At 64.6% G+C, this 18598-nt stretch carries 20 protein-coding genes and 2 tRNA genes; 6 read left to right on the forward strand and 16 right to left on the reverse strand.

Going from position 1 to position 18598, the window contains the following annotated elements; all coding sequences use genetic code 11:
- Nucleotides 1-165: 165 nt before the first annotated feature.
- The gene (locus VHK65_10260) at nt 166-426 is read left to right on the forward strand and encodes a hypothetical protein (GenBank protein HVS06532.1); all 261 of its coding nucleotides are present in this window, start codon (nt 166-168) and stop codon (nt 424-426) included.
- Nucleotides 427-951: 525 nt separating this feature from the next.
- On the opposite strand, the gene VHK65_10265 is transcribed toward VHK65_10260, so the two are convergent.
- Nucleotides 952-2049, reverse strand: coding sequence for a DinB family protein (locus tag VHK65_10265; protein ID HVS06533.1), 1098 nt, complete (start codon nt 2047-2049; stop codon nt 952-954).
- Nucleotides 2050-2130: 81 nt separating this feature from the next.
- Nucleotides 2131-4197 (reverse strand): LuxR C-terminal-related transcriptional regulator, encoded by a 2067-nt coding sequence (locus VHK65_10270; protein HVS06534.1) that lies wholly within the window; start codon nt 4195-4197, stop codon nt 2131-2133.
- 516 nt (nt 4198-4713) lie between these two features.
- On the opposite strand from VHK65_10270, the gene VHK65_10275 reads away from it, so the two are divergent.
- Nucleotides 4714-4950, forward strand: a complete 237-nt coding sequence (locus VHK65_10275) for a hypothetical protein (protein ID HVS06535.1) — start codon at nt 4714-4716, stop codon at nt 4948-4950.
- A gap of 683 nt (nt 4951-5633) precedes the next feature.
- Here VHK65_10275 and VHK65_10280 read toward each other — a convergent pair.
- The 13 genes from VHK65_10280 to VHK65_10340 form a co-directional block, all read right to left on the reverse strand.
- Nucleotides 5634-5733 (reverse strand) — tRNA-Sec (locus VHK65_10280).
- Between the two features lie 14 nt (nt 5734-5747).
- Nucleotides 5748-6077: a thioredoxin gene (gene trxA / locus VHK65_10285; GenBank protein HVS06536.1), complete on the reverse strand. Its 330-nt coding sequence runs from the start codon at nt 6075-6077 to the stop codon at nt 5748-5750.
- A complete protein-coding gene (locus VHK65_10290) occupies nt 6074-6415 on the reverse strand; it encodes an FmdB family zinc ribbon protein (GenBank protein ID HVS06537.1) in 342 nt (113 codons plus the stop codon). Before VHK65_10290 ends, trxA begins: the two co-directional genes overlap by 4 nt.
- A 60-nt stretch (nt 6416-6475) precedes the next feature.
- A complete protein-coding gene (locus VHK65_10295) occupies nt 6476-6760 on the reverse strand; it encodes a ribbon-helix-helix domain-containing protein (GenBank protein HVS06538.1) in 285 nt (94 codons plus the stop codon).
- 130 nt (nt 6761-6890) lie between these two features.
- Nucleotides 6891-8192 (reverse strand): DUF1015 domain-containing protein, encoded by a 1302-nt coding sequence (locus tag VHK65_10300; GenBank protein HVS06539.1) that lies wholly within the window; start codon nt 8190-8192, stop codon nt 6891-6893.
- 5 nt (nt 8193-8197) lie between these two features.
- On the reverse strand, nt 8198-9772 hold the full coding sequence (serA, locus tag VHK65_10305; protein ID HVS06540.1) for a phosphoglycerate dehydrogenase: 1575 nt from the start codon (nt 9770-9772) through the stop codon (nt 8198-8200).
- A 5-nt stretch (nt 9773-9777) separates the two neighbouring features.
- A complete protein-coding gene (locus VHK65_10310; protein ID HVS06541.1) occupies nt 9778-10950 on the reverse strand; it encodes an alanine--glyoxylate aminotransferase family protein in 1173 nt (390 codons plus the stop codon).
- Between the two features lie 42 nt (nt 10951-10992).
- Entirely contained in the window at nt 10993-11922 is a 930-nt protein-coding gene (locus tag VHK65_10315) for an N-acetylmuramoyl-L-alanine amidase (GenBank protein HVS06542.1), read from the reverse strand.
- Nucleotides 11923-11998: 76 nt separating this feature from the next.
- Complete coding sequence (rpsR, locus tag VHK65_10320; GenBank protein HVS06543.1) at nt 11999-12244, reverse strand: 30S ribosomal protein S18; 246 nt, start codon at nt 12242-12244, stop codon at nt 11999-12001.
- A 20-nt stretch (nt 12245-12264) separates the two neighbouring features.
- Entirely contained in the window at nt 12265-12720 is a 456-nt protein-coding gene (locus tag VHK65_10325; GenBank protein ID HVS06544.1) for a single-stranded DNA-binding protein, read from the reverse strand.
- Nucleotides 12717-13013 (reverse strand): 30S ribosomal protein S6, encoded by a 297-nt coding sequence (rpsF, locus tag VHK65_10330; protein ID HVS06545.1) that lies wholly within the window; start codon nt 13011-13013, stop codon nt 12717-12719. The genes VHK65_10325 and rpsF overlap by 4 nt, the downstream gene beginning before the upstream one ends.
- Before the next feature lie 288 nt (nt 13014-13301).
- Nucleotides 13302-13378, reverse strand: a tRNA-Val gene (locus VHK65_10335).
- A gap of 18 nt (nt 13379-13396) precedes the next feature.
- Nucleotides 13397-13780 carry an HTH domain-containing protein gene (locus tag VHK65_10340; GenBank protein ID HVS06546.1) on the reverse strand — a complete coding sequence of 128 codons (384 nt, stop codon included), beginning with the start codon at nt 13778-13780 and terminating at the stop codon, nt 13397-13399.
- Nucleotides 13781-13950: 170 nt separating this feature from the next.
- On the opposite strand from VHK65_10340, the gene VHK65_10345 reads away from it, so the two are divergent.
- The 3 genes from VHK65_10345 to fusA all read left to right on the forward strand — a co-directional run bounded on the left by VHK65_10345 (nt 13951) and on the right by fusA (nt 17657).
- Complete coding sequence (locus VHK65_10345; GenBank protein HVS06547.1) at nt 13951-14262, forward strand: hypothetical protein; 312 nt, start codon at nt 13951-13953, stop codon at nt 14260-14262.
- Complete coding sequence (gene glp / locus VHK65_10350) at nt 14156-15490, forward strand: gephyrin-like molybdotransferase Glp (protein ID HVS06548.1); 1335 nt, start codon at nt 14156-14158, stop codon at nt 15488-15490. The genes VHK65_10345 and glp overlap by 107 nt, the downstream gene beginning before the upstream one ends.
- A 73-nt stretch (nt 15491-15563) precedes the next feature.
- Entirely contained in the window at nt 15564-17657 is a 2094-nt protein-coding gene (gene fusA, locus VHK65_10355) for an elongation factor G (GenBank protein ID HVS06549.1), read from the forward strand.
- Between the two features lies 1 nt (nt 17658).
- Here fusA and VHK65_10360 read toward each other — a convergent pair whose 3' ends face one another.
- Nucleotides 17659-18204, reverse strand: coding sequence for an NUDIX hydrolase (locus VHK65_10360; GenBank protein HVS06550.1), 546 nt, complete (start codon nt 18202-18204; stop codon nt 17659-17661).
- A 27-nt stretch (nt 18205-18231) separates the two neighbouring features.
- On the opposite strand from VHK65_10360, the gene VHK65_10365 reads away from it, so the two are divergent.
- Nucleotides 18232-18579, forward strand: a complete 348-nt coding sequence (locus tag VHK65_10365; GenBank protein ID HVS06551.1) for a hypothetical protein — start codon at nt 18232-18234, stop codon at nt 18577-18579.
- Nucleotides 18580-18598: the final 19 nt, after the last annotated feature.

Below are 18598 nucleotides of genomic sequence, written 5' to 3' on the forward strand. Positions count from 1 at the left end.
GTGGACCGATCTCGCAAGTGCTCTGTGTTGTTGCCCCACGACCTGGAACGACCGATCAACCGCAAATCTAGCGCCGATGAAGGAGGACCTGCCATGGAACCGTTGCTGCTCAAGGCCGGGGAAGTCGCCAAGCTATTCGGGTTGGGGCGATCAAAGGTGTTTGCGATGCTGGCCGTCGGGGAGCTGCCGGTCATCCGGATTGGGCGATCGGTACGGGTACCGCGCGCGGCCCTCGAAGGCTGGATCGCCGAGCACACGGAGCACGCTAGCCGAAGCGGGGGTGTCGGTCCCCTCTTCGCGGAGGTTGAGGATCGGGATGACGTCCCTGGTGCCGGCCCTACCCCGCTTCCGCGAGGTGTTCACCGAGAGCCGATTGTGGGCCCCCGCCGGGCGTCACGCATGGCGTCGTCTGGAGCGTCGTCCTGAGAAGCGACGCACTTTTGAACGGGGGTCCACCGTGAAGTTTTCTCGCAAGTGCTCATCCATTTTTCTGATCAGCAATCGGCCCAGCGCGACGTCATCACTCGTCCGGACCAGGCCACCCCGTGGTCGAGCGGGGCGCTGGTCCGACGGTCCACATTGACGTCACGGACGTGTGGCCACACAAGGCCAGACTCTGGGCCGACGGCGGGTGTTGGCCACGCAGGCCGGAGTCTGGGCACGTGAGGCCACACGCGGGCACGTGGGCCCAAGAGCCGGCCAGGCGCTGGCCCGGCTACCGCCGGCGGCCCGGCATGCTGAGGCCACAGAACTCATGCGCACGGCACGCCAAAGCCTCGACCGATCGCACATCGCCGTCTTGCTCGAGTCGGAGTTCCACGCCTCAGACGTCTGGAATCTTCAACAGAGCATGGTTGGAGCGTCGCGAGACTACCTGGGCAACCTCCTGGAGGAGGGTGAAAAGCCTGGCTCGGTCTCAGATGACGCTCAGGAGGCCATCATCGACCGGATCTATGACCGCCGTTCAGCACCTATCAACGTGCCGGCGAAAGTGCATGGTGCTGACGACTTATTCCGCCAGGCGTGGCGGGTCCCATTCTGAACCACGCAATCGCCTGCTTTGAGATGCGCTTCTTTCCCATTGTCTAGCTCCAGCCAGATCTCCCCGGACAAGACCACGACGACATCAACCGTATCCGTTCGGTGCATGCCCGGATGCTGGAAGTCCATCCATTCCGCGGCGCCTGGGAGCTTCTCCTGCATCTCCGCCATCGCCGCCTCAGCATCGAAGTCCGGCGGCATGGTCGTCTGGTCCGGTCCAAGCGTCATCACCGCGAAGCGAAAGCCCGTAGCCGGAGGAAACAATGTTCGAAACGAGGGAACGTTCCCGGAGCTCGGCAGCTGGACACTGTCGTCGCTTCCCCAGAGCCGGTAGAACTCCGTGTTCGGCATCGCTGCCACGGTTACGGGATCAACTTTCCTGTCGCTTACGAAGACGGACTTGCCCTCGTCGGTCTCCCCAGTAACGACTAGACGCAACATACCCTTTCTCCCCTTTCCATTTGGATGTGTCGGCGAAGGCGTGCCTGAAGTCGAGCTTGTCTGGTGAATCGCCGCCGGTTCTTTCGCATCGATGAGCGCTCTCTCGATATCGCTTGTATGTTGCAGGGTGTGCTCAACGGTGAAGTGATGCAGCAGATCCGTTACGGACCTGGTCTGGCCGGCAGCATTCTGAGTTGTGACGTCGAGCTGCTCGTCGGTGAACTGACTGATTGCCTCGACCGACGCCTTCGCAGCCTCGCGTAGAGCCTGAATGGTTTCGGCTTGACGACAATCTGCGTGCGTCTTCGCCGCCTGGGCGTTCCACTCGTTGACGGCGTCCCAGGTCGGGAGCTTTCCCCCAGCGCTCACCGATCGGGCGATCTCGATAAAGACCGCAGGTGTATCGGCCAGGTGTCGCGCGAGGACCCCTACGGTTCGGGCATCGGATGGAACCGGAGCGCGCCACTCCTCGTCGCTCAGGCCTTCGAGGATGCCCGCGAGGAACTCCGTACTGGTCACGAACTGTTCGGCCACGGCCGTCGCTCGCCGCGAGTAGATCGTCCTCATCGTGCAGCTCCCCTCCTTGTTCGTGAATGGGTCGAAACGCTGCCAGACTACAACCAGATCGAAAACGAGACACCCGTAGAACTACGCGTTTTTCCTACCTGTTCCGCCGGAGATGCCCTCCCTCGAGACCCAGGTTGCGATCTGCGCTCGGCGTTGAAAGCCAAGCTTGTTAAGAATTTGCAGCACGTGACCTTCCGCCGTTCGGGGGGAGATGAACAGCCGATCCGCGATCTCACGGTTGGTCATGCCCTCCCCAATGAGCTGGGCGACTTGCCACTCACGCCGACTGAGGCCGCCAGAGACCTTAGGCTCTGTCGCCAGCATCTCCTCGGCCATCGTCAGAAAGCCGGGGAACTGAGCTTCATATCCTTTGTCGAGTGCCTTCCTGACTGCACGCGGGCCGATGGATCTTTCTGCTCGCTTGATCCAACTCTCGGTCAAGCCACGGCTTGCCTCAGTCTGCTGCAGATGTAGCCGCTTACGCTTAGATTCGGCCGCGCCCATCAGATGGAGGCCGACGATGGGGTCGCCTGTCGCAATGGTGATCATGCCCGCGTACTCCAGCAGCTGGACGAGTGTGAACGTGTCGTCTATTGGCCGCATGATCTCGAGACTCTCGAGGACCAGCGGAGCCGCCAATGCGCACTCACCCTGCCGGATTCGGAGCTCTGCCCAGTTTGCAAGCGTTAGGGCTAAGCTCCAGCGATCATCACTCTCGCGCTGCAGAGCGAGGGCTGTCCGAAATCCTTGCTCTGCGGCTTTCCAATCAGCAGCCAACATCGAAAGGACAGCAAGCTCTCCAACCAGGTTCGCTCGGACGGCATTCCCAACTCGCTCGTTGAAACGCAGACTTGCAGCGATCAGGACGCGAGCCCTAGCGAAATGGCCCAAGGAGCGTGCTGCTGCTCCCAGCACAAAGAGACTCCATGCCTCGCCGCTCTCATCCCCGAGCCGGCGGTACATCGGTAGGGCCGCCAGACCTAACTTTGCAGCCCTACGGTTGTCGCCTTCGCGGAGGGCGAGATGGCCCTCGAAGCGTACCGCTGCCGCCGTTAACGACGGATGCTCCGCGCTGGCTGCGAGGGCTCGCCGAAGCCACGTAGTGCCTTCCGCCAAATAGGCGCGGAACCACCAGAACCAGCCGAGGCGGGTCGCCAGCCCGGCTCCCTTTTCGGGCTCGATTGTGAATGCCCACGCGAGGGCAGCCCGCATGTCGGGCAGTTGACGATCCAGGCGATCTAGCCAGACAGGCTGCTCGGGGTCTGCCATCAGATGCGGCTCGGCACTGCGCGCCAGCGCCAGGTAGTGCTCAAGATGAGAGCGTCGAAGTTCGGCTTCTTCACCGCTGTCTTTCAATACCTTGAGCGCGTAGTGCCTGACGGGCTCGAGCATGCGATACTTTGCCGTCGCGCTGCTTGTATCAGCGATCAGAAGCGAGCGCTCGATGAGGTTCTCGAGCGCGTCGACCAGCTGAATGAACGAGATTTGAGCGAGACAGCATACGCCAACGGCGGCATCGATATCGAAGCTCCCCGCAAATACTCCTATGCGGCGAAACACGACCCGGTCGACGTCAGCAAGCAGGCCATAGCTCCAATCCAGGGTCGATTCAAGGGTGCGCTGCCTTTCCACCAGCCCTCTGTCCGATTTCAGCAGGGCCAAGGCATCATCGAGCATCGTCAGAATTTGGGCTGGTGCTAAGACGTTAGCGCGGGCTGCGGCCAGCTCGATTGCAAGAGGAATGCCTTCGAGGCGGCTACAGATCCCGGCTATGCCAGATGCGTTTGCATCAGTCAATCCGAAGTTCGGGTTCACGGCTGCGGCCCGGTCCACGAAGAGACGAACCGATTCGTACTGCTGGACGGTCGTAGCCGCAGAGTCGGATGACGGAAAAGAGAGAGACGGTACTACCCAAGCTTTCTCTCCGGGGACCTTGAGCGGTTGCCGGCTGGTGCAAAGGAGCTGGACTGTGTCGCTGGCCTTCAACAGCGAGGCGGCCAGGGCGGCGCAGCCGTCAGCCAGGTGCTCGCAGTTGTCCCATACGAGGAGGACTGGCTCTCGTACTACGTAATCGACCAGCCATCCGGTTGGATCCGCCCCGGCAGAATCCGGCGAGCCTAGAGCGCGGGCGACGACGCCGGCGACCAAGGTGGGGTCATTAACAGTGGCTAGCTCGACGAGTGTCGAATTGCGATCTGATAGGGAGCGGACCAGGCGATATGCCAGCCGGCTCTTGCCACAGCCCCCCGCTCCGGTGAGGGTAACCATGCGAAATCTCGACATGAGGTTCCGCAACTCTTCAAGCTCCCAGAGACGCCCGACGAAGGTTGTCTGTTCGGCCAGTTCGAAGAGTCCCGAGCCAGAGCGCCGCTGTGGGGTCCCAACTCGTGGAAAATCTGATGGGAGGCCGGGGGCGACCAGCTGGAAGAGGTGCTCCGGTCGATCCAGGTCACGGAGCCGGTGCTCGCCCAGGTCGCGAAGCGTAATTCCAGCCGGCAGGCCGTCCTGGGCTAGCTCGCGAGCCGACGCGGAGAGCAGCACTTGGCCGCCATGTGCCAGCGCTCGCAGCCTCGCGCAGCGGTTGACTGCCAGGCCGCGGTAGTCGTACGCCGACTCATCCTGGGCCTCACCTGCATGGACGGCGATGCGCACCCGGATGGGAAGTTGTCCTGGCCACGGTTCCCCGTAAGTGACCCGCTGAATTGCGCAGGCCGCCGCGACCGCGTCGGTAGCGCGGGCAAAAACGGCAAATACGCTGTCCCCTTCGCCGCGCTCCTTCAGGACCGTCCCGCCGTGCGCCTCGATGGTGGCAGCCAGAAGCTGATCGTGGCGATCAACTGCCTCCTTCATAGCGACGGGGTTCTCCTGCCATCGGCGGGTGGATCCCTCAATGTCCGTTAGGAGGAAGGTGACCGTCCCCGTCGGCAAGTCGGCGACTCGGCGCACCCGGTCGACCGCAGAGCTCACGGCGCATCAAGAATACGTCGCGGGAGCTCCTCTTGATTAGGCGGCGGCTGGTGGCCTCGCCGGACCAGCAAGTCGCCCACGCGTCGCCACTCGAGCGGTTGGACGTTCAAGGGTGCAGACTCCGGTAAGCCCTGACGGACGCGTCGTTGCTCGATTTCAGCGAGGATCTTCGCTGTTTCCAGAAGGTCTGGATGAAGGTCGGCCAAGCGGACGGGTCGCCGTTTTCTCCTCAGAGGCTGCCGCTGGGAGGCGCGGTTGATTTGGGATTTGGCCCGCGCGGTTGAGGCAGGCGCTCCGTCATCACCGTGGACTCCGGGTGGGTAGCAGATGGACGAGGGACGGCTCTAAGGCAACGACGCCAAGGCGGTCGAGTGAACGAACAGCTGCGTTCATGTCAGACCTCTGCCAGAAGCGAGACGCCGAATAAAGAACCGACTCGTTCTCGGCTTGGTTCCCCGCCGGGTTCGAGTCCTGTCTCCCGCTCACCCAACTGAAGGCATCTAGTCAACGCGTCGCCCATGTGCCGTCAGTTATGCCGTAGGAATGCCCGTTCGCTCGCAATCACCACTACCGTCAGTTACCACGGCCGCTTCCGGCACCACTTGCCCAATTGAAAATGGCGGGGGCGCGACGGGAACGATCCGTCCGGCGACATCGCCAAGGATGCCGCCCAGCGGTTTTGAAGACCGTGGAGCCCACCTGAGCCCATGCACCCCCGTGCCCGACGAAGGTTATAGGACGGCGTCGATCTTCTGTTTGAGGTAGGCCTTGGGTTTGTAGCCTACGATCCGTTCCGCGGGTTTGCCGCCCCGGAACAGAATCAGCGAAGGGATGCTGAGGACCTGGAACTTCGAGGCGGTGATGGGGTTCGCATCCACGTCCAGCTCGGCGATCACGACGCGACCCTCGTACTCGACGGCCAGCTCTTCAACCAGCGGTTTCAGCATCTTGCAGGGCGCGCACCACGTCGCCCAGAAGTCCACGAGGACAAGCTGTGCCGAGGCGCCGACGGTGGTTTCGAAGTTCTGATCGGTGACCTGGACGATATTCTTGGTCGTCATGCGGCTCCTTCTTCGCTGCTCGGTTTCTGGTCGGTTTTAGCAGGCGGTGGTGGCGCCGGCTTCGATCCTCCGGCATCCGGTGTGGTTTTTGCCTTCGTGTCGGACTCGGTCTTGGTGTCGGTCTTGGGCGCCTCCGCCGGGGTTACGCTGCCGTCGCTGCTCGCGCCTCGTGAATCGGTCTTGTAAAAGCCGCCGCCCTTGAAGATGATGCCAACGGGATAGAAGACGCGGGTCACCGGCGCGCCGCACTGCGGGCATACGGTAAGGGGCGTTTCAGTGATGCGCTGCTGGACCTCGAAGTGGTGACCATTGGTGCAGCGGTATCCATAGACGGGCATTGTCGACTTAACTTATACCCGGTTTGCGGCTTCGAGAAAACGGTGGGCTCCCGTCGGCGGTCAGTTGATCCAGAGCTTGCTTTTGGGCCTTGGTTCCTCGACCGCCGGATCGGTAAAATCTCCCGGCTGCAGCAGGCCGCTTTGCATCATCTCCGCCACCCGGTCGAAAAAGGCCTCGTCGGGGCTGGCGGACTCGACTGCTGCCCCGCCCGGCCCTTCGGCCAGGAACCGCTGAACGGCGGCGCAGATCAGCTCGCTGCGACTCTGCGGGGAGGCGGCCGTGACCCGATTGAGCGCATCGACCAGGGGGTCCGGCATGTAGATCACGATGCGCTTGGCGCCCATTAGCCCAGCATAGTAGCCAAGGCTCCTGCCGCGGGCAAGCCAAACCGGCTCACGAAAATGAAACAAAGCAACCGATCAAATGGATTATCCCCACCCTGCCCTCCCCCAGAGGGGGAGGGAAATTGGCCGCTCAGACCGGGCCGATCCGGATGCCCACCGCGAGCGGGTTGAAGACGATTCCGGAGGCCGGCTTGGGGAAAAAGTAGGTCGATTTCTGGGGCATCACCTGGCCCGCTCGAGCGACCTCGACCACGTCGGAAACAGCGGGGGGCCGAAGCAGGAAGGCCGCCTGGCCGGCTCCCGTCTCGACCCGATCGAGGACCGCGCCGACATCTCGTGAATAGCTCAGATAGCGCTCCGACTCCAACTCGGCCGGCTGCAGCCCGAGTTCCCGCTGCAGGATTGCCTGGTGCAGGACGGAAACGTCGAGCCGGGAGACCGGATCGTCGGCGGCGGCGCGTGCGATGTCGACGGTGAAGTAGGTGGCTGGAATTTGGGCGAGGGCGACGCCGATCCGGTGGCCTGCCGTAGGCTCTTGCATCGCCGCCAGCAGGGCCGCACGGTCGGGGAGCGGGGTCACGCGATGTCGGCTGCCGAGCCTGCTGACGAGGGCCGGGTCGAACCGCTCGAAGTCATGCAATAGCCGATGGGTGGGTAGGATCGTCAGGCCCGGGTCCGCCACATCGACGAGCAGCATCAGCACGAAGTTGAAGGCGGCATCGGGCGGCGCGTCCGGATGATCCTGCCGCTGCTTGTTCCGAAAGTTCAGCGCCGTCTCATAGCGATGATGGCCGTCGGCAATGTAGAGCCGGGAGGTGCGGAAGACCTCGGCAAGGTCGTGGAACCGCTCCGTGCCGCTGATCGACCAGACGGTATGGTGATCGCCGTCTTCGCCCGTGATCGATAGGCGAGGTGGTTCGGCCATCGCAGGGGCGATGAGCGGGCCTACCGCCGACGCTGGATCCTCGTAAAGCGCGAAGACCGGACTCAGGTTGGCCACGACTGCGCGCGTCAGCGACAGCCGGTCCGCCTTGGCGCGCGCATGCGTTTGCTCGTGGGGCAGAACGCCGCTGCCAAATGGTTCGAGCTCGACGACCCCCAGGAGGCCTCGCCGGACGCGTTCCTGGCCGTTGATCGGGTCGACGAATTGGTGACTGTAGACGTAAAGACCAGGCCTCGCCTCGCGGCGCAGGATGCCGTCCGCCAACCATTGCTGGAAGAAGCCGGCGGCGCGGGTGTACTTGTTGTCCTCCGTGGTGTCGCTCGGATGCACCTCGCCCGCGATCAGGCGCACGACGTTGTGCGGATCCTGCCGGTAGTAGCGCCGCTGGTCGGCAGGGCTGATGACGTCATACGGCGGCGCCACCACCTGGGAAAGATCGACCCGCTTTGGGTCATAGAGAATCCCCTGGAACGGCCGAACGGTCGCCACGAGGCTTAAAGGCTAACGGAGAGCACGTCAGCCATCCCGGGAATCCGGCGGATGTCCGCCAGGATCGATTCCGGGACCGGATCATCGACCGAGAGGATCATCACCGCGTCGCCACGCGGACGGTCGCGGCCCACTTGCATGCTGGCGATGTTGATGTTCTTCTCCCCCAGGAAGGTACCGATGGCGCCGACGATGCCCGGCCGATCGGCGTGCCAGCTCATCAAGAAGGTCCCGTGCGGTACCAGATCGATCCGGAAGTCGTCGAAGGTGACGATGTGCGGCTCGTTCAGCAGCAGGGTGCCACCGACCCGCGTCGTGCCGTGCTCGCCAACCGCTTGCAGACTGATGAGATTGGCGAATTCACTCGCGCGGGCGCCACGCTGTTCGACCACCGTGATGCCGTGCGCGGCCGCGACCGTCCGCGCATTGACGGGGTTCACGCGTTCGGCGCTGAACCGGCTCAGAAACGCGGTCAGTAGTGCGGCCGTGAGTACCGAGCAGTCGTAGCTCGCAATCTCGCCGGCGTAGTCGACATGGATCCGTGAGGCGGGCTGCCGGCCGACCTGCGCGTAGAAGCGACCAATGCCCTCGGCAACCGGGATGAACGGACGCAGGAAGGCCATTGCTTCGGGGAGTGCGACCGGTGCATTGAGGGAGAAGCGCGGCAGGCCGCCGTCGAGCACGGCGATCACTTGCTCGGTGATCTCGAGGGCGACGCTGATCTGCGCTTCCTCGGTCGAGGCCCCGAGATGCGGCGTCGTGACCACTTGCGTCATCGAGATCAGCGGATTCTCGCCCGGGGGTTCCTGTTCGAAGACATCGATGGCGGCGCCCGCAACCTGCCCGTCCCGCAGCGCGTCACGGAGGGCCGACTCGTCGACGATGCCGCCTCGGGCGACGTTGATCAGGCGAAGACCCGGCTTGGCAAGAGCGAGCGCGCGAGCATCAACCAGGTGATGCGTCTCGCGCGTCAGCGGCACGTGCAACGTGACGAGATCCGCCTCGGACATCAACTGGTCGAAGGACATCAACTTGACGTTGAGCTGGGAGGCCCGCTCCTCGGAGAGCACCGGATCGGTCGCGATCACCCGCATTCCGAACGCCTGGGCCCGGTGAGCGACTTCCCGTCCGATGCTGCCCAGGCCGACGACGCCGAGGACCTTGTCGCGAAGTTCGAACCCTAGGAAACGCGAGCGTTCCCAGCGCCCCGCCTTGACCGCCTGGTCGGCCTGCGGAATGTGGCGCGCAAGGGCCAGCATCATCGCCATCGTGTGCTCGGTCGCGGCGATCGTGTTTCCGGAGGGGGCGTTCACGACCAGCACGCCGGCCCGGGTGGCGGCGTCGACATCGATGTTGTCCACGCCCGCGCCGGCGCGGCCGATGACTTTGAGGCGGGTGCCGGCTTGAATCACGTTGGCATCGACCCTCGTCTCACTGCGCACGATGAGCGCGTCGTAATCCGGAATCCGAGCGAGGAGAGAGGCCGGGCTCTGCTTTAGCCGTACGTCAACCTCGGCGTGCTCGCGCAGCCGAGCGATCCCCGCCTCCGCGATCGGGTCGGCGACCAGGACGCGCGGCACCGAGCTCAGGCCACGAGGCTAGGCTCGGAGGACTGCAATGCGCGTCGGCCCGCGCTCAGCGCCGCGCCTCGTGTGACCGGGTGGCCATGCGCTTCAAAGCCACGTTCGAGGATTTCGATGGTGGCGACGACATCGGGCTCGTAGACGGCGCCAAGGTGGCCGATCCGGAAGATCTTGCCGGACAGCTTGCCCTGCCCCTCGCCAGCAACCAGGCCGAGCTCGCGCCAGGTCTTGAACACCGCCTCCGACTTCTCGCCGGTCAGCGCCTCTGGGAAGTACACAGCCGTCACGGTCGGCGACGCGACGTCGGGCGAACTCGCCAGCAAGCGCAAGCCGAGCGCGCCCGCGGCGGCACGGAAGGCGGCCGCCACGCGAAGGTGCCGCTGAAAGATGGCTTGGAGACCTTCCTCGCGCATCATCACTAACGACTCGCGTAGACCAAAGAGGATGCCGACAGCCGGCGTGGTGAAGGTCATGCCCTTGGATTGCATCTTCCTGGCACGGTCCCAATCGAAATAGAACCTCGGCGAGCGAGCGCTCGCCTGCCGCTGCCAGGCTGCCTTGCTGACGCTCAGCATGGTGACGCCCGGCGGGAGCATCCATCCCTTTTGCGACGCGGTGATCGCGACATCGACCTTCCATTGATCAACCGGCAACGCGATCGAGCCGATGGAGCTGACGCCGTCCACCACCAGCAGCCGGTGGTGCCGCGTGACCACCTCGGCCAGCGACTGCAGCGGGTTGGTTACGCCCGTCGAGGTCTCGTTGTGGGTGATCAGCACCGTAGCGATGTCAGGCTCGCGGCTGAGCAAGGCGTCGAGATCCTCCGGATCCGCCGCCTCACCCCACGGCAGGGTCAAGCGGGCGACGTCGGCGCCAAATGCTTCCGCCAGGTCGGCAAAGCGATCGCCGAACGCGCCGATCGTGACCGCGAGCACCCGCTCGCCGGGCGAAACGACGTTCGCGACCGCGCTCTCCAATCCGCCGGTCCCGCTGGCGGGAAAGATCAGCATGTCATTCTCCGTCTGGAACGCCCAGCGGAGGCCGGCTTCCAGCTCGGGAAGGAGGGCCCTGAACTCGGGGCCGCGGTGGTTGATCATCGGGGCGGCCATTGCCCGCTGCACGCGCTCGGGAACGGGGGTGGGGCCAGGAATCCGTAACTGAGGGGGCTGAGCCATGCGCCCTAGCTTACCGTCCGGCCCTCGTCCGACGGTCGATCACTATCGGCGTGAGACCGAGCGCCGCCGTCGGTAACTCCGCCGGCGATATGCGGGCGGCTCCGGTAGCCGCGCCTGGCGGCGGATCGCTGCCCGCATCACCAGGAAGAGCAACATCACCGCGCCGATGATCAGCCCCCACCGGGTCGCGGCGGCCGTGCGCGCCGCATCGGCGGATGCGGTCTGCGAGGCGAGGCGCTGGGCGTTGGCGGCCGCCTCCGCGTGCGCGAGCTGCACCTTCGTCTGCTCAATGATCGGATCGGCGGCAAGGATTCCCTGGAAGACGCCCGTCGCGATCGCATTGCGGAAGTCGTCCTGCAGGAGGAGGCTCCGCTCCCGCGGATTTGTCAGGTAGGCCGGTTCCACCGTGACGGTTGGGACATCGGAACGGACCCAGAGCTCGGGCTTGGCGGCGACGCCGTCGTCTGCAATCTGAAAGGGCTTGAGCGCCTGGGCGAGGCCCGCATCAATCGCCTGTGCGAACGAAAAGCTGTCCGGCTTTGGATAAAAAACGGCGAGACCGTTGATCGACGGATCGCCGTCATAGGCGTTGACGTGCAGGCTGACGAACATCTGGGCGCCCGCCGAGTGCGCGCGGTTCCAGCGCTCCGAGATCTCGACGTACTGATCGCCCGTGCGAGTGAGCACGACCTTCACACGCTCGCGTTGCAACAGGGTGCGTAGCCGCAGCGCAAGGTCGAGGGTGATGTCCTTCTCCATGACGGCGCCAACCACGACGCCAGGATCCCAGAGCTGGGTGGGGTCGCTGGTGGCGCTGCCACCGTGTCCCGGATCGATCGCGATCACATAGGGCGAGGGCGCAAATGAGGGTGCAACGAACGTAGGCTCCGCGGCCGCTGCCCGAGCCGTTGGCATGGACGTAAGCAAGACGACCCCGGTCGCGAGCACGACCGGGAGGCGCGGGAGACGCAACTACTAGGCAGTATACGGCGCGAAATTAAGAAGTCTCCGGAACCCGCACCATCAGTCCCCTCTGAGGGGCGCGAGTTTAGCGCTGGTCCGCGGTGTAGGGGAGGAGCGCGACGTGGCGTGCGCGCTTGAGGGCGACCGCCAGGCGGCGCTGATGACGCGCGCAGGTTCCGGTCACGCGACGCGGAAGGATCTTGCCTCGCTCGCTGACGAAGCGGCGGAGGCGAGAGACCTCCTTGTAGTCGATCAGGTGGACCTTCTCCACACAGAAGTTGCAGACCTTCTTGTGCGGCTTTCGGTCGCGCTTATCGGTCGGTGGTGGCATGGTGTCCTGTCAATCGCTCCTTAGAAGGGGATGTCTTCCGGATCGACGTCACGCGAGGGTTCATCGTGGTGCCCAGGCGCTGCGGCAACCGCGGTCTCGACCGGTTCGGTGGCCGCCGCCTGCGGCTGGGACTGGCTGCGCGGTTCGAGGAACTGGATTTCGGTCGCATTCACCTCGGTGGTCTTGCGCTTCTGGCCGTCCTGGCCTTCCCAGGAGCGGGTCTGTAGCCGGCCCTCGACGTACACCAGGCTTCCCTTGTGCAGGTACTGGCCGGCAATCTCCGCCAGGTTGCGCTTGCCGATGTTCCAAACCACCACGTTGTGGTAATCGGTGTATTCCTTCTTCTCACCATCCGTGCTCTGTCCGTAGCGGTTGGTCGCCAACGAGAAGCTGGTCACCGGAGATCCGCTCGGGGTGTAGCGCATTTCGGGATCGCGGGTCAGTCGGCCGATGAGCATCACTTTGTTCAGGTTCATGATTTCCCCTCATCTTGTCGAACCAGTAAATGGCGGAAGACGCTGTCGGAAATCTTCAGGACGCGGTCGACCTCCTGGACTTTCGCCTGATCGAGGTCGAACTCCGCGACGACGTAATGCCCTTCCCGATTGTCCTTGACGGTGTACGCGAGCCGACGCTTGCCCCACGGGGTAACTTTCTTGATCTGGCCCCCATTCGTCTGGATCAGCTGGCCGACCTTCTCGATCTCCTGCTGGACCGCTTGATCGTCAAGGTCCGGCTTGACGATGTACATGAGCTCGTACGCTGACAAACGCTATCTCCTTTCCTGTGGGATTTGCTCCGGCTATGGCCTCGCGGCGGCAGCGGAGCAGGAAGGCGCTCGTAAGTCTACCAAAGATGGGGTCGCCCCAAGGGAAAAAGCGGCCGCCCGAGGGCGACCGCTCGCGGAGGGAAACCGACGATTCATTACTTCCTGACGACCTGGCCGGAGCCGATCTCTTCGGACCACCTACCGGTCGATACTGGATGCCGCAGTTTATACCACCGTACTCACGTCTTGAAACATCAAAACTTACACATGAGTCGACCTTGGGGGTCCTGGTGGTCGGCGGGGGACTCGAACCCTCGACCTCTTGGATGTGAACCAAGCGCTCTAACCAGCTGAGCTAGCCGACCGGTGCGGCAATTGTAAATCTATCTTCGCGCGGCTTTTGCGAGTGCTCGAGTGACGGCCTCGGCGGCCTCCATCGGCAAGTACTGGATCGCTTCTTTCACCACCCGGTCAGCCTCCTCGGGCGGCAACTTCCGGCGCACGACTTCGAGCTGCTGATCGACCAGGTCGGCCATGACCTGCGACATCTCCTGCCGGCGGCGGCGACGGAAGAGCTCCTGCTGTGCCGGGTACCCGTTGCCGAAGGCGACCGGAAACCCGAGTCGCTGCAGCTCGGCCAGGTCGCGGAAGACGGTCCGAGAACTGACCATGAGGGTCGCTGCCAGGTCGACCGCACGGATGCCCGGGCGGGCGGTCGCCATTGACAGGATGACCAGGAGGCGATGCAAGCGCGCCGCCTTATTCACGTTCCTGACCGTAGCACTGCTCCCATGGGTCTGCAATTCAGCGAGCGTCCGTCACGGCGCTGGCCAAGGAGACGTTTCTATTCACGATGGAACGGGTAAAAGCTAGGCGCGAGGCAGCACGCCTGAGTGTGTCCGCCTGAGTTCGATCCAGTGGTAAGGTGAAACATCCCATGGCCAAAGAGACCAAAGACGGAAGGGCGAAAGCCACCAAGGAGCCTCAGGCGGAGGTCCCTTCGGAGGTCGCTGCCGAAAACGGCGCCGGGGGGGCTACCAAGGCGCGGACCGCGATCGATGACGTGATCGCCGCCATCGAGGCGGCGCGCGACAAGGTCATGGCCGACGAGGTCAAGGCCCTCACCAAGCTCGGAATCCCGCGTGCGATGGCCTACCAGATGGTCGCTGCCCGTTTCCACCAGAACGTCGTCACCGACGGCGAAGGCGGCGGGCCCGAGTTCGAAAACAGTCACTGGAACGATCGGTAACCCCAAGCAGCCTGCGCTCCTGACGGTCGCCCAGGCGCGCGACCGGATCCTCGCCCGCATCACCGTGCTCGACGCCCAGGACACCCCCCTAGTGGATGCCCGTGGCCGCGTGCTCGCCGAGGACGTGCGCTCGGACCGCGACGTCCCACCATTTACGAACTCCGCCATGGACGGCTATGCCGTGCGGGCGGGCGACACGAGCCCGGCATCGGCCGCGGGCCCCGTGCGCCTGGAGGTCCTCGGCGAGATCCGCGCCGGCGTCGCACCCCCGACCTCGGTACGCCCCTCGACCGCCCTACGGATCATGACGGGCGCGGTGATGCCGGAGGGCGCGGACGCCGTCGTGCGGGTCGAGGACACCGCGGAACGCGACGGGCGCGTCGACATCCGCGTTGCGGTCGAGCCGGGCACCAGCGTCCGGCACGCTGGCAGCGATCTCCGCCGCGGCGACCGTGTCGCCGAACGGGGCCGAATCGTTACCCCGGGGCTGATCGGCGTGCTGGCATCGACCGGGCGCACCACCGTCCGAACGATCCGACGGCCACGCGTCACGGTTCTGACGACCGGCGACGAGTTGCGCGACGCCGGGGAGTCGCTGGGGCCCGGGCAGATCACCAACACCAACCGCTACACCCTGCGGGCGGCGCTTGAAGAGGCTGGTGCCGAGGTCGTCGATGCCGGGGTGGCGCGCGACGACCGGGAGGAACTCGTCGCCCGGCTCCAGTTCGCGGCCCGCACCGACCTGATCGTCAGCACGGGTGGCGTGTCGATGGGCGCCTACGACCTCGTCCGCGCCCTCCTGCAAGAGCAAGGGGCCGTCGACTTCTGGCAGGTAGCGCTTCGGCCCGGGAAGCCGCTCATGGTGGGAACCGTCGGGGGCCGGCCACTGATCGGATTGCCGGGCAACCCCGTTTCGTCGCTCGTCGGCGTCGAGCTGTTCGTGCGTCCCGCCATCCTGAAGATGCAAGGACGCGCCGACCTCGAGCGGCCACGAATCACCGCGATCACCGATGTGGCGCTCTCCAACCCGCCGCACCTGGAACAGTACTTCCGAGGCATCGCACGCCGCGACGGCGATCGGATCAGCGTCCGGTTGACCGGCGACCAGGGCTCGCACGTGCTCCGCTCGATGGCCGATGCCAATTGCCTGATCGTCGTCCCGCTCGGGACCAGCGAGGTGGCGGCGGGAAAGCCCGTCGAGATCATTCCGCTCGCACCAATCGACTAAAAGCCCCACCCTCCCTTCCCCAGAGGGGGAGGGACGTAGTTTCGATTTACACTCTCCTTGGAAGGGACAAGCGGTGGCCAGAGTCGACCCGGAGAAGATCCGTAACGTCGCCCTGCTCGGGCATAGCCATGATGGCAAGACCAGCCTGGCCGAGGCGATGCTCTACGCGGGCGGAGCGGTCGAGCGGTTGGGACGCCCGGACGCCGGCAACACCACGTTCGACTTCGAGCCCGAAGAGATCAAGCGAAAGATCTCGATCGGCACTGCCATTGCGCACCTTACCTGGCAGGACCACAAAATCAACCTGCTCGATACGCCCGGATTCCAGGACTTCGCCGGCGATGTGTGCGGCGCCCTACGCGCGGCCGAGGGTGCCCTGCTTGTGGTCGGGGCGAGCACCGGAATCGTCGTTGGCACCGAGCTTGCCTGGCAGCAGCTGCGAGCCCGTGACCTCCCCACCCTGATCGTGGTGAACAAGATGGACAAGGAGAACTCCGACTACTGGAAGGTGGTCGACGGCTTCAAGGAGTTTTCTCCGCGTCCGGTGTCGATCCAGGCCCCCATCGGCCACGAGGCCGCGTTCAAGGGCGTAGTGGACCTGTTGACCCGCAAGGCGTACGAGTTCGATCAGCAAGGGCGAGCCAAGGAGGTCCCCTTACCGAGCGACCTGGCTGCCGAGGTCGAGTCCCGGCGGTCGCCGCTGGTGGAGGCCGCGGCCGAGACGGACGACGCGCTGCTGGAGAAATACCTGGAAAGCGGCGAGTTGAGTGATGCCGAGGTCACGGGGGCGCTCGCCAAAGGTGTGGCGGCCGCAGCGATCGTCCCGGTCCTCTGTACCGCCGCGGGCAAATCGATCGGCATCGGCACCTTGCTCGATGCCATGGTGGCGCTCCTGCCTTCGCCCAGGCAGGCCGCGCCAGTGGTGGCCGTGAATCCCCGCACCGACCAAGCCGAGACCCTGACGCGCGAGCCGGCGGGGCCGTTAGGCGCGATCGTCTTCAAGACGACCGCCGACCCCTTCGTGGGTCGCATCAGCTATGTGAAGGTGGTGTCCGGCGTTCTGACATCGAGCACCCCGCTGTTGAATGCGGCGAAGGACCAACCGGAGCGCGCCGGCACGATCGGCTATCCGAAAGGCAAGACGCTGGAAGCGGCGACCGAGGTGGTCGCCGGCGACATCGCGGGCATCAGCAAGCTGTCGGTCACGGCGACTGGCGACACGCTCGCCAGCCGGGACCATCCCTTGCGGCTTCCGCCGATCGAGTACCCGGAGCAGACGTTCAGCGCCGCCGTCGGCGCCAAGAACAAGGCCGACGAGGAAAAGGTGAACGCGGCGCTGGTCAAGCTGGTCGACGAAGACCCGACCCTGACGCTGGAGCATGAGCCGATCACGAAGGAGACGATCGTGCACGGCATGGGCGATATCCATCTCGATGTCGTGCTCGAGAAGATGAAGCGCAAGTACGGGGTGGAGGGCACGCTGGCCGTGCCGCGCGTGCCATACCAGGAAACGATCACCAGCAGCGCCAAGGCGGAGAAGAAATACAAGAAGCAGTCCGGCGGCGCCGGCCTCTACGGCCATTGCGTGATCGACATTGCGCCGGTCCCGCGCGGCACCGGGTTCGTCTGGGAAGACAAGATCTTCGGTGGCTCGATCCCGCAGAACTTCCGACCCTCGGTCGAGAGGGGCGTGCGAGAAACGATGGAGCAAGGGGTGCTGACCGGCAACCCGCTGGTGGACATCAAGGTCCGCCTGCTGGACGGATCCACGCACCAGGTCGACGGCAAGGACATCGCCTTCAAGCTGGCGGGCGCGATGGCGATGCGCCAGGCGGTCATGGATGCCAAGCCAGTGCTGCTCGAACCGATCATGGAGGTTGAGGTGCTGGTCCCCGAGCGGAACATGGGCGACGTCATCAGCGACCTGAACGGGAAGCGCGGCAAGATCGCAGGCATGGAGCCGTCCGGCGATCACATGGAAAAAGTGAAAGCCCAGGTCCCCCTGTCGTCGATGTACCGGTTCCCCATCGACCTACGATCGATCACCCAGGGTCGGGGGAAGTACACGATGAAGTTTTCACACTACGAAGAGGTCCCCGCGCACGCGGCGCAGATGGTGATCGCGGCGTATCAGAAGTCGAAGGGCGGCGAGGAAGAGGAAGAGTAGGTCAGCGGCGGCTCGGGGCGGCCCAGAGCGGCACACCGGCCCAGGCCAGCCCGAGCAGTGTTTTCGCGTCCAGCAGCTCGCCGCTCTGGCGCAGCACCTGCAGGTCGTGCCAATCGAAGGGATTGACCTTGAACGACTCGTCGAGCTCGGGATGGGATTCCGTCGGCGAGAGGTCCTCGGCGAGGAAGAACGTCATTCGCTCATCGCAATACCCCGGCATCAAGTAAGCAGTGCCGAGCATCGTCCAGCGCTCGGCCTTGAAGCCGGCTTCCTCGGCGAGCTCCCGTCGCGCCGCCGTCGGGATGTCCTCGCCTGGCTTGTCGAGCGTACCCGCGGGGATCTCCCACAGCTCGCGACCGGCCACGTAGCGGAACTGGCGAACCAGAACGATGCGGCCGTCAGCAGCGCGCGGGATGATGCCGACCGAGCCGGGGTGCCGCACGATTTCCCTAATGGTCAGCTGCCCGCTCGGCAAGCGCACCCGGTCCCTGTAGACCCTGATGAGTTTGCCCGCATAAACTTCCTGACTTTCGACCCGTTCCTCCATACCGGGATTATCATGGCTGCTTAGGTCATGATCGAGCGCACCGTTCTCGAGATCGCACAGCATCGTTTCTGGTCCTGGCAGCGCCGCCACGCCCCGACACCGCGCAGCCAGCTGCGCGAAACCGATCAGCTGCTCGGTGCCATCGAGGAATGCCGAGTCCAGGAGCTGAAGTTGATCCCGACCCACATCTGGCGGCGGATCGTCCATCTGCTGGGCCAGCTGGATGGCGGCTATACGGAAAGGCTCGGTATCGACCGCTCGCTCGACCGGACCGCGGAAGTGTTGTTCGAGGCCCAGGAGGCGCTCATGGTGGCTGCACGAAGCCGCTGGCGCGGCCGGCCCGGCAACGTGGTCCCGCTCTTCCGCCGCCCATAAGCGCCTACGAACATATGTT

The sequence above is a fragment of the Candidatus Dormiibacterota bacterium genome, assembly GCA_035544955.1.
Classification (GTDB): Bacteria; Chloroflexota; Dormibacteria; order CF-121; family CF-121; genus CF-13.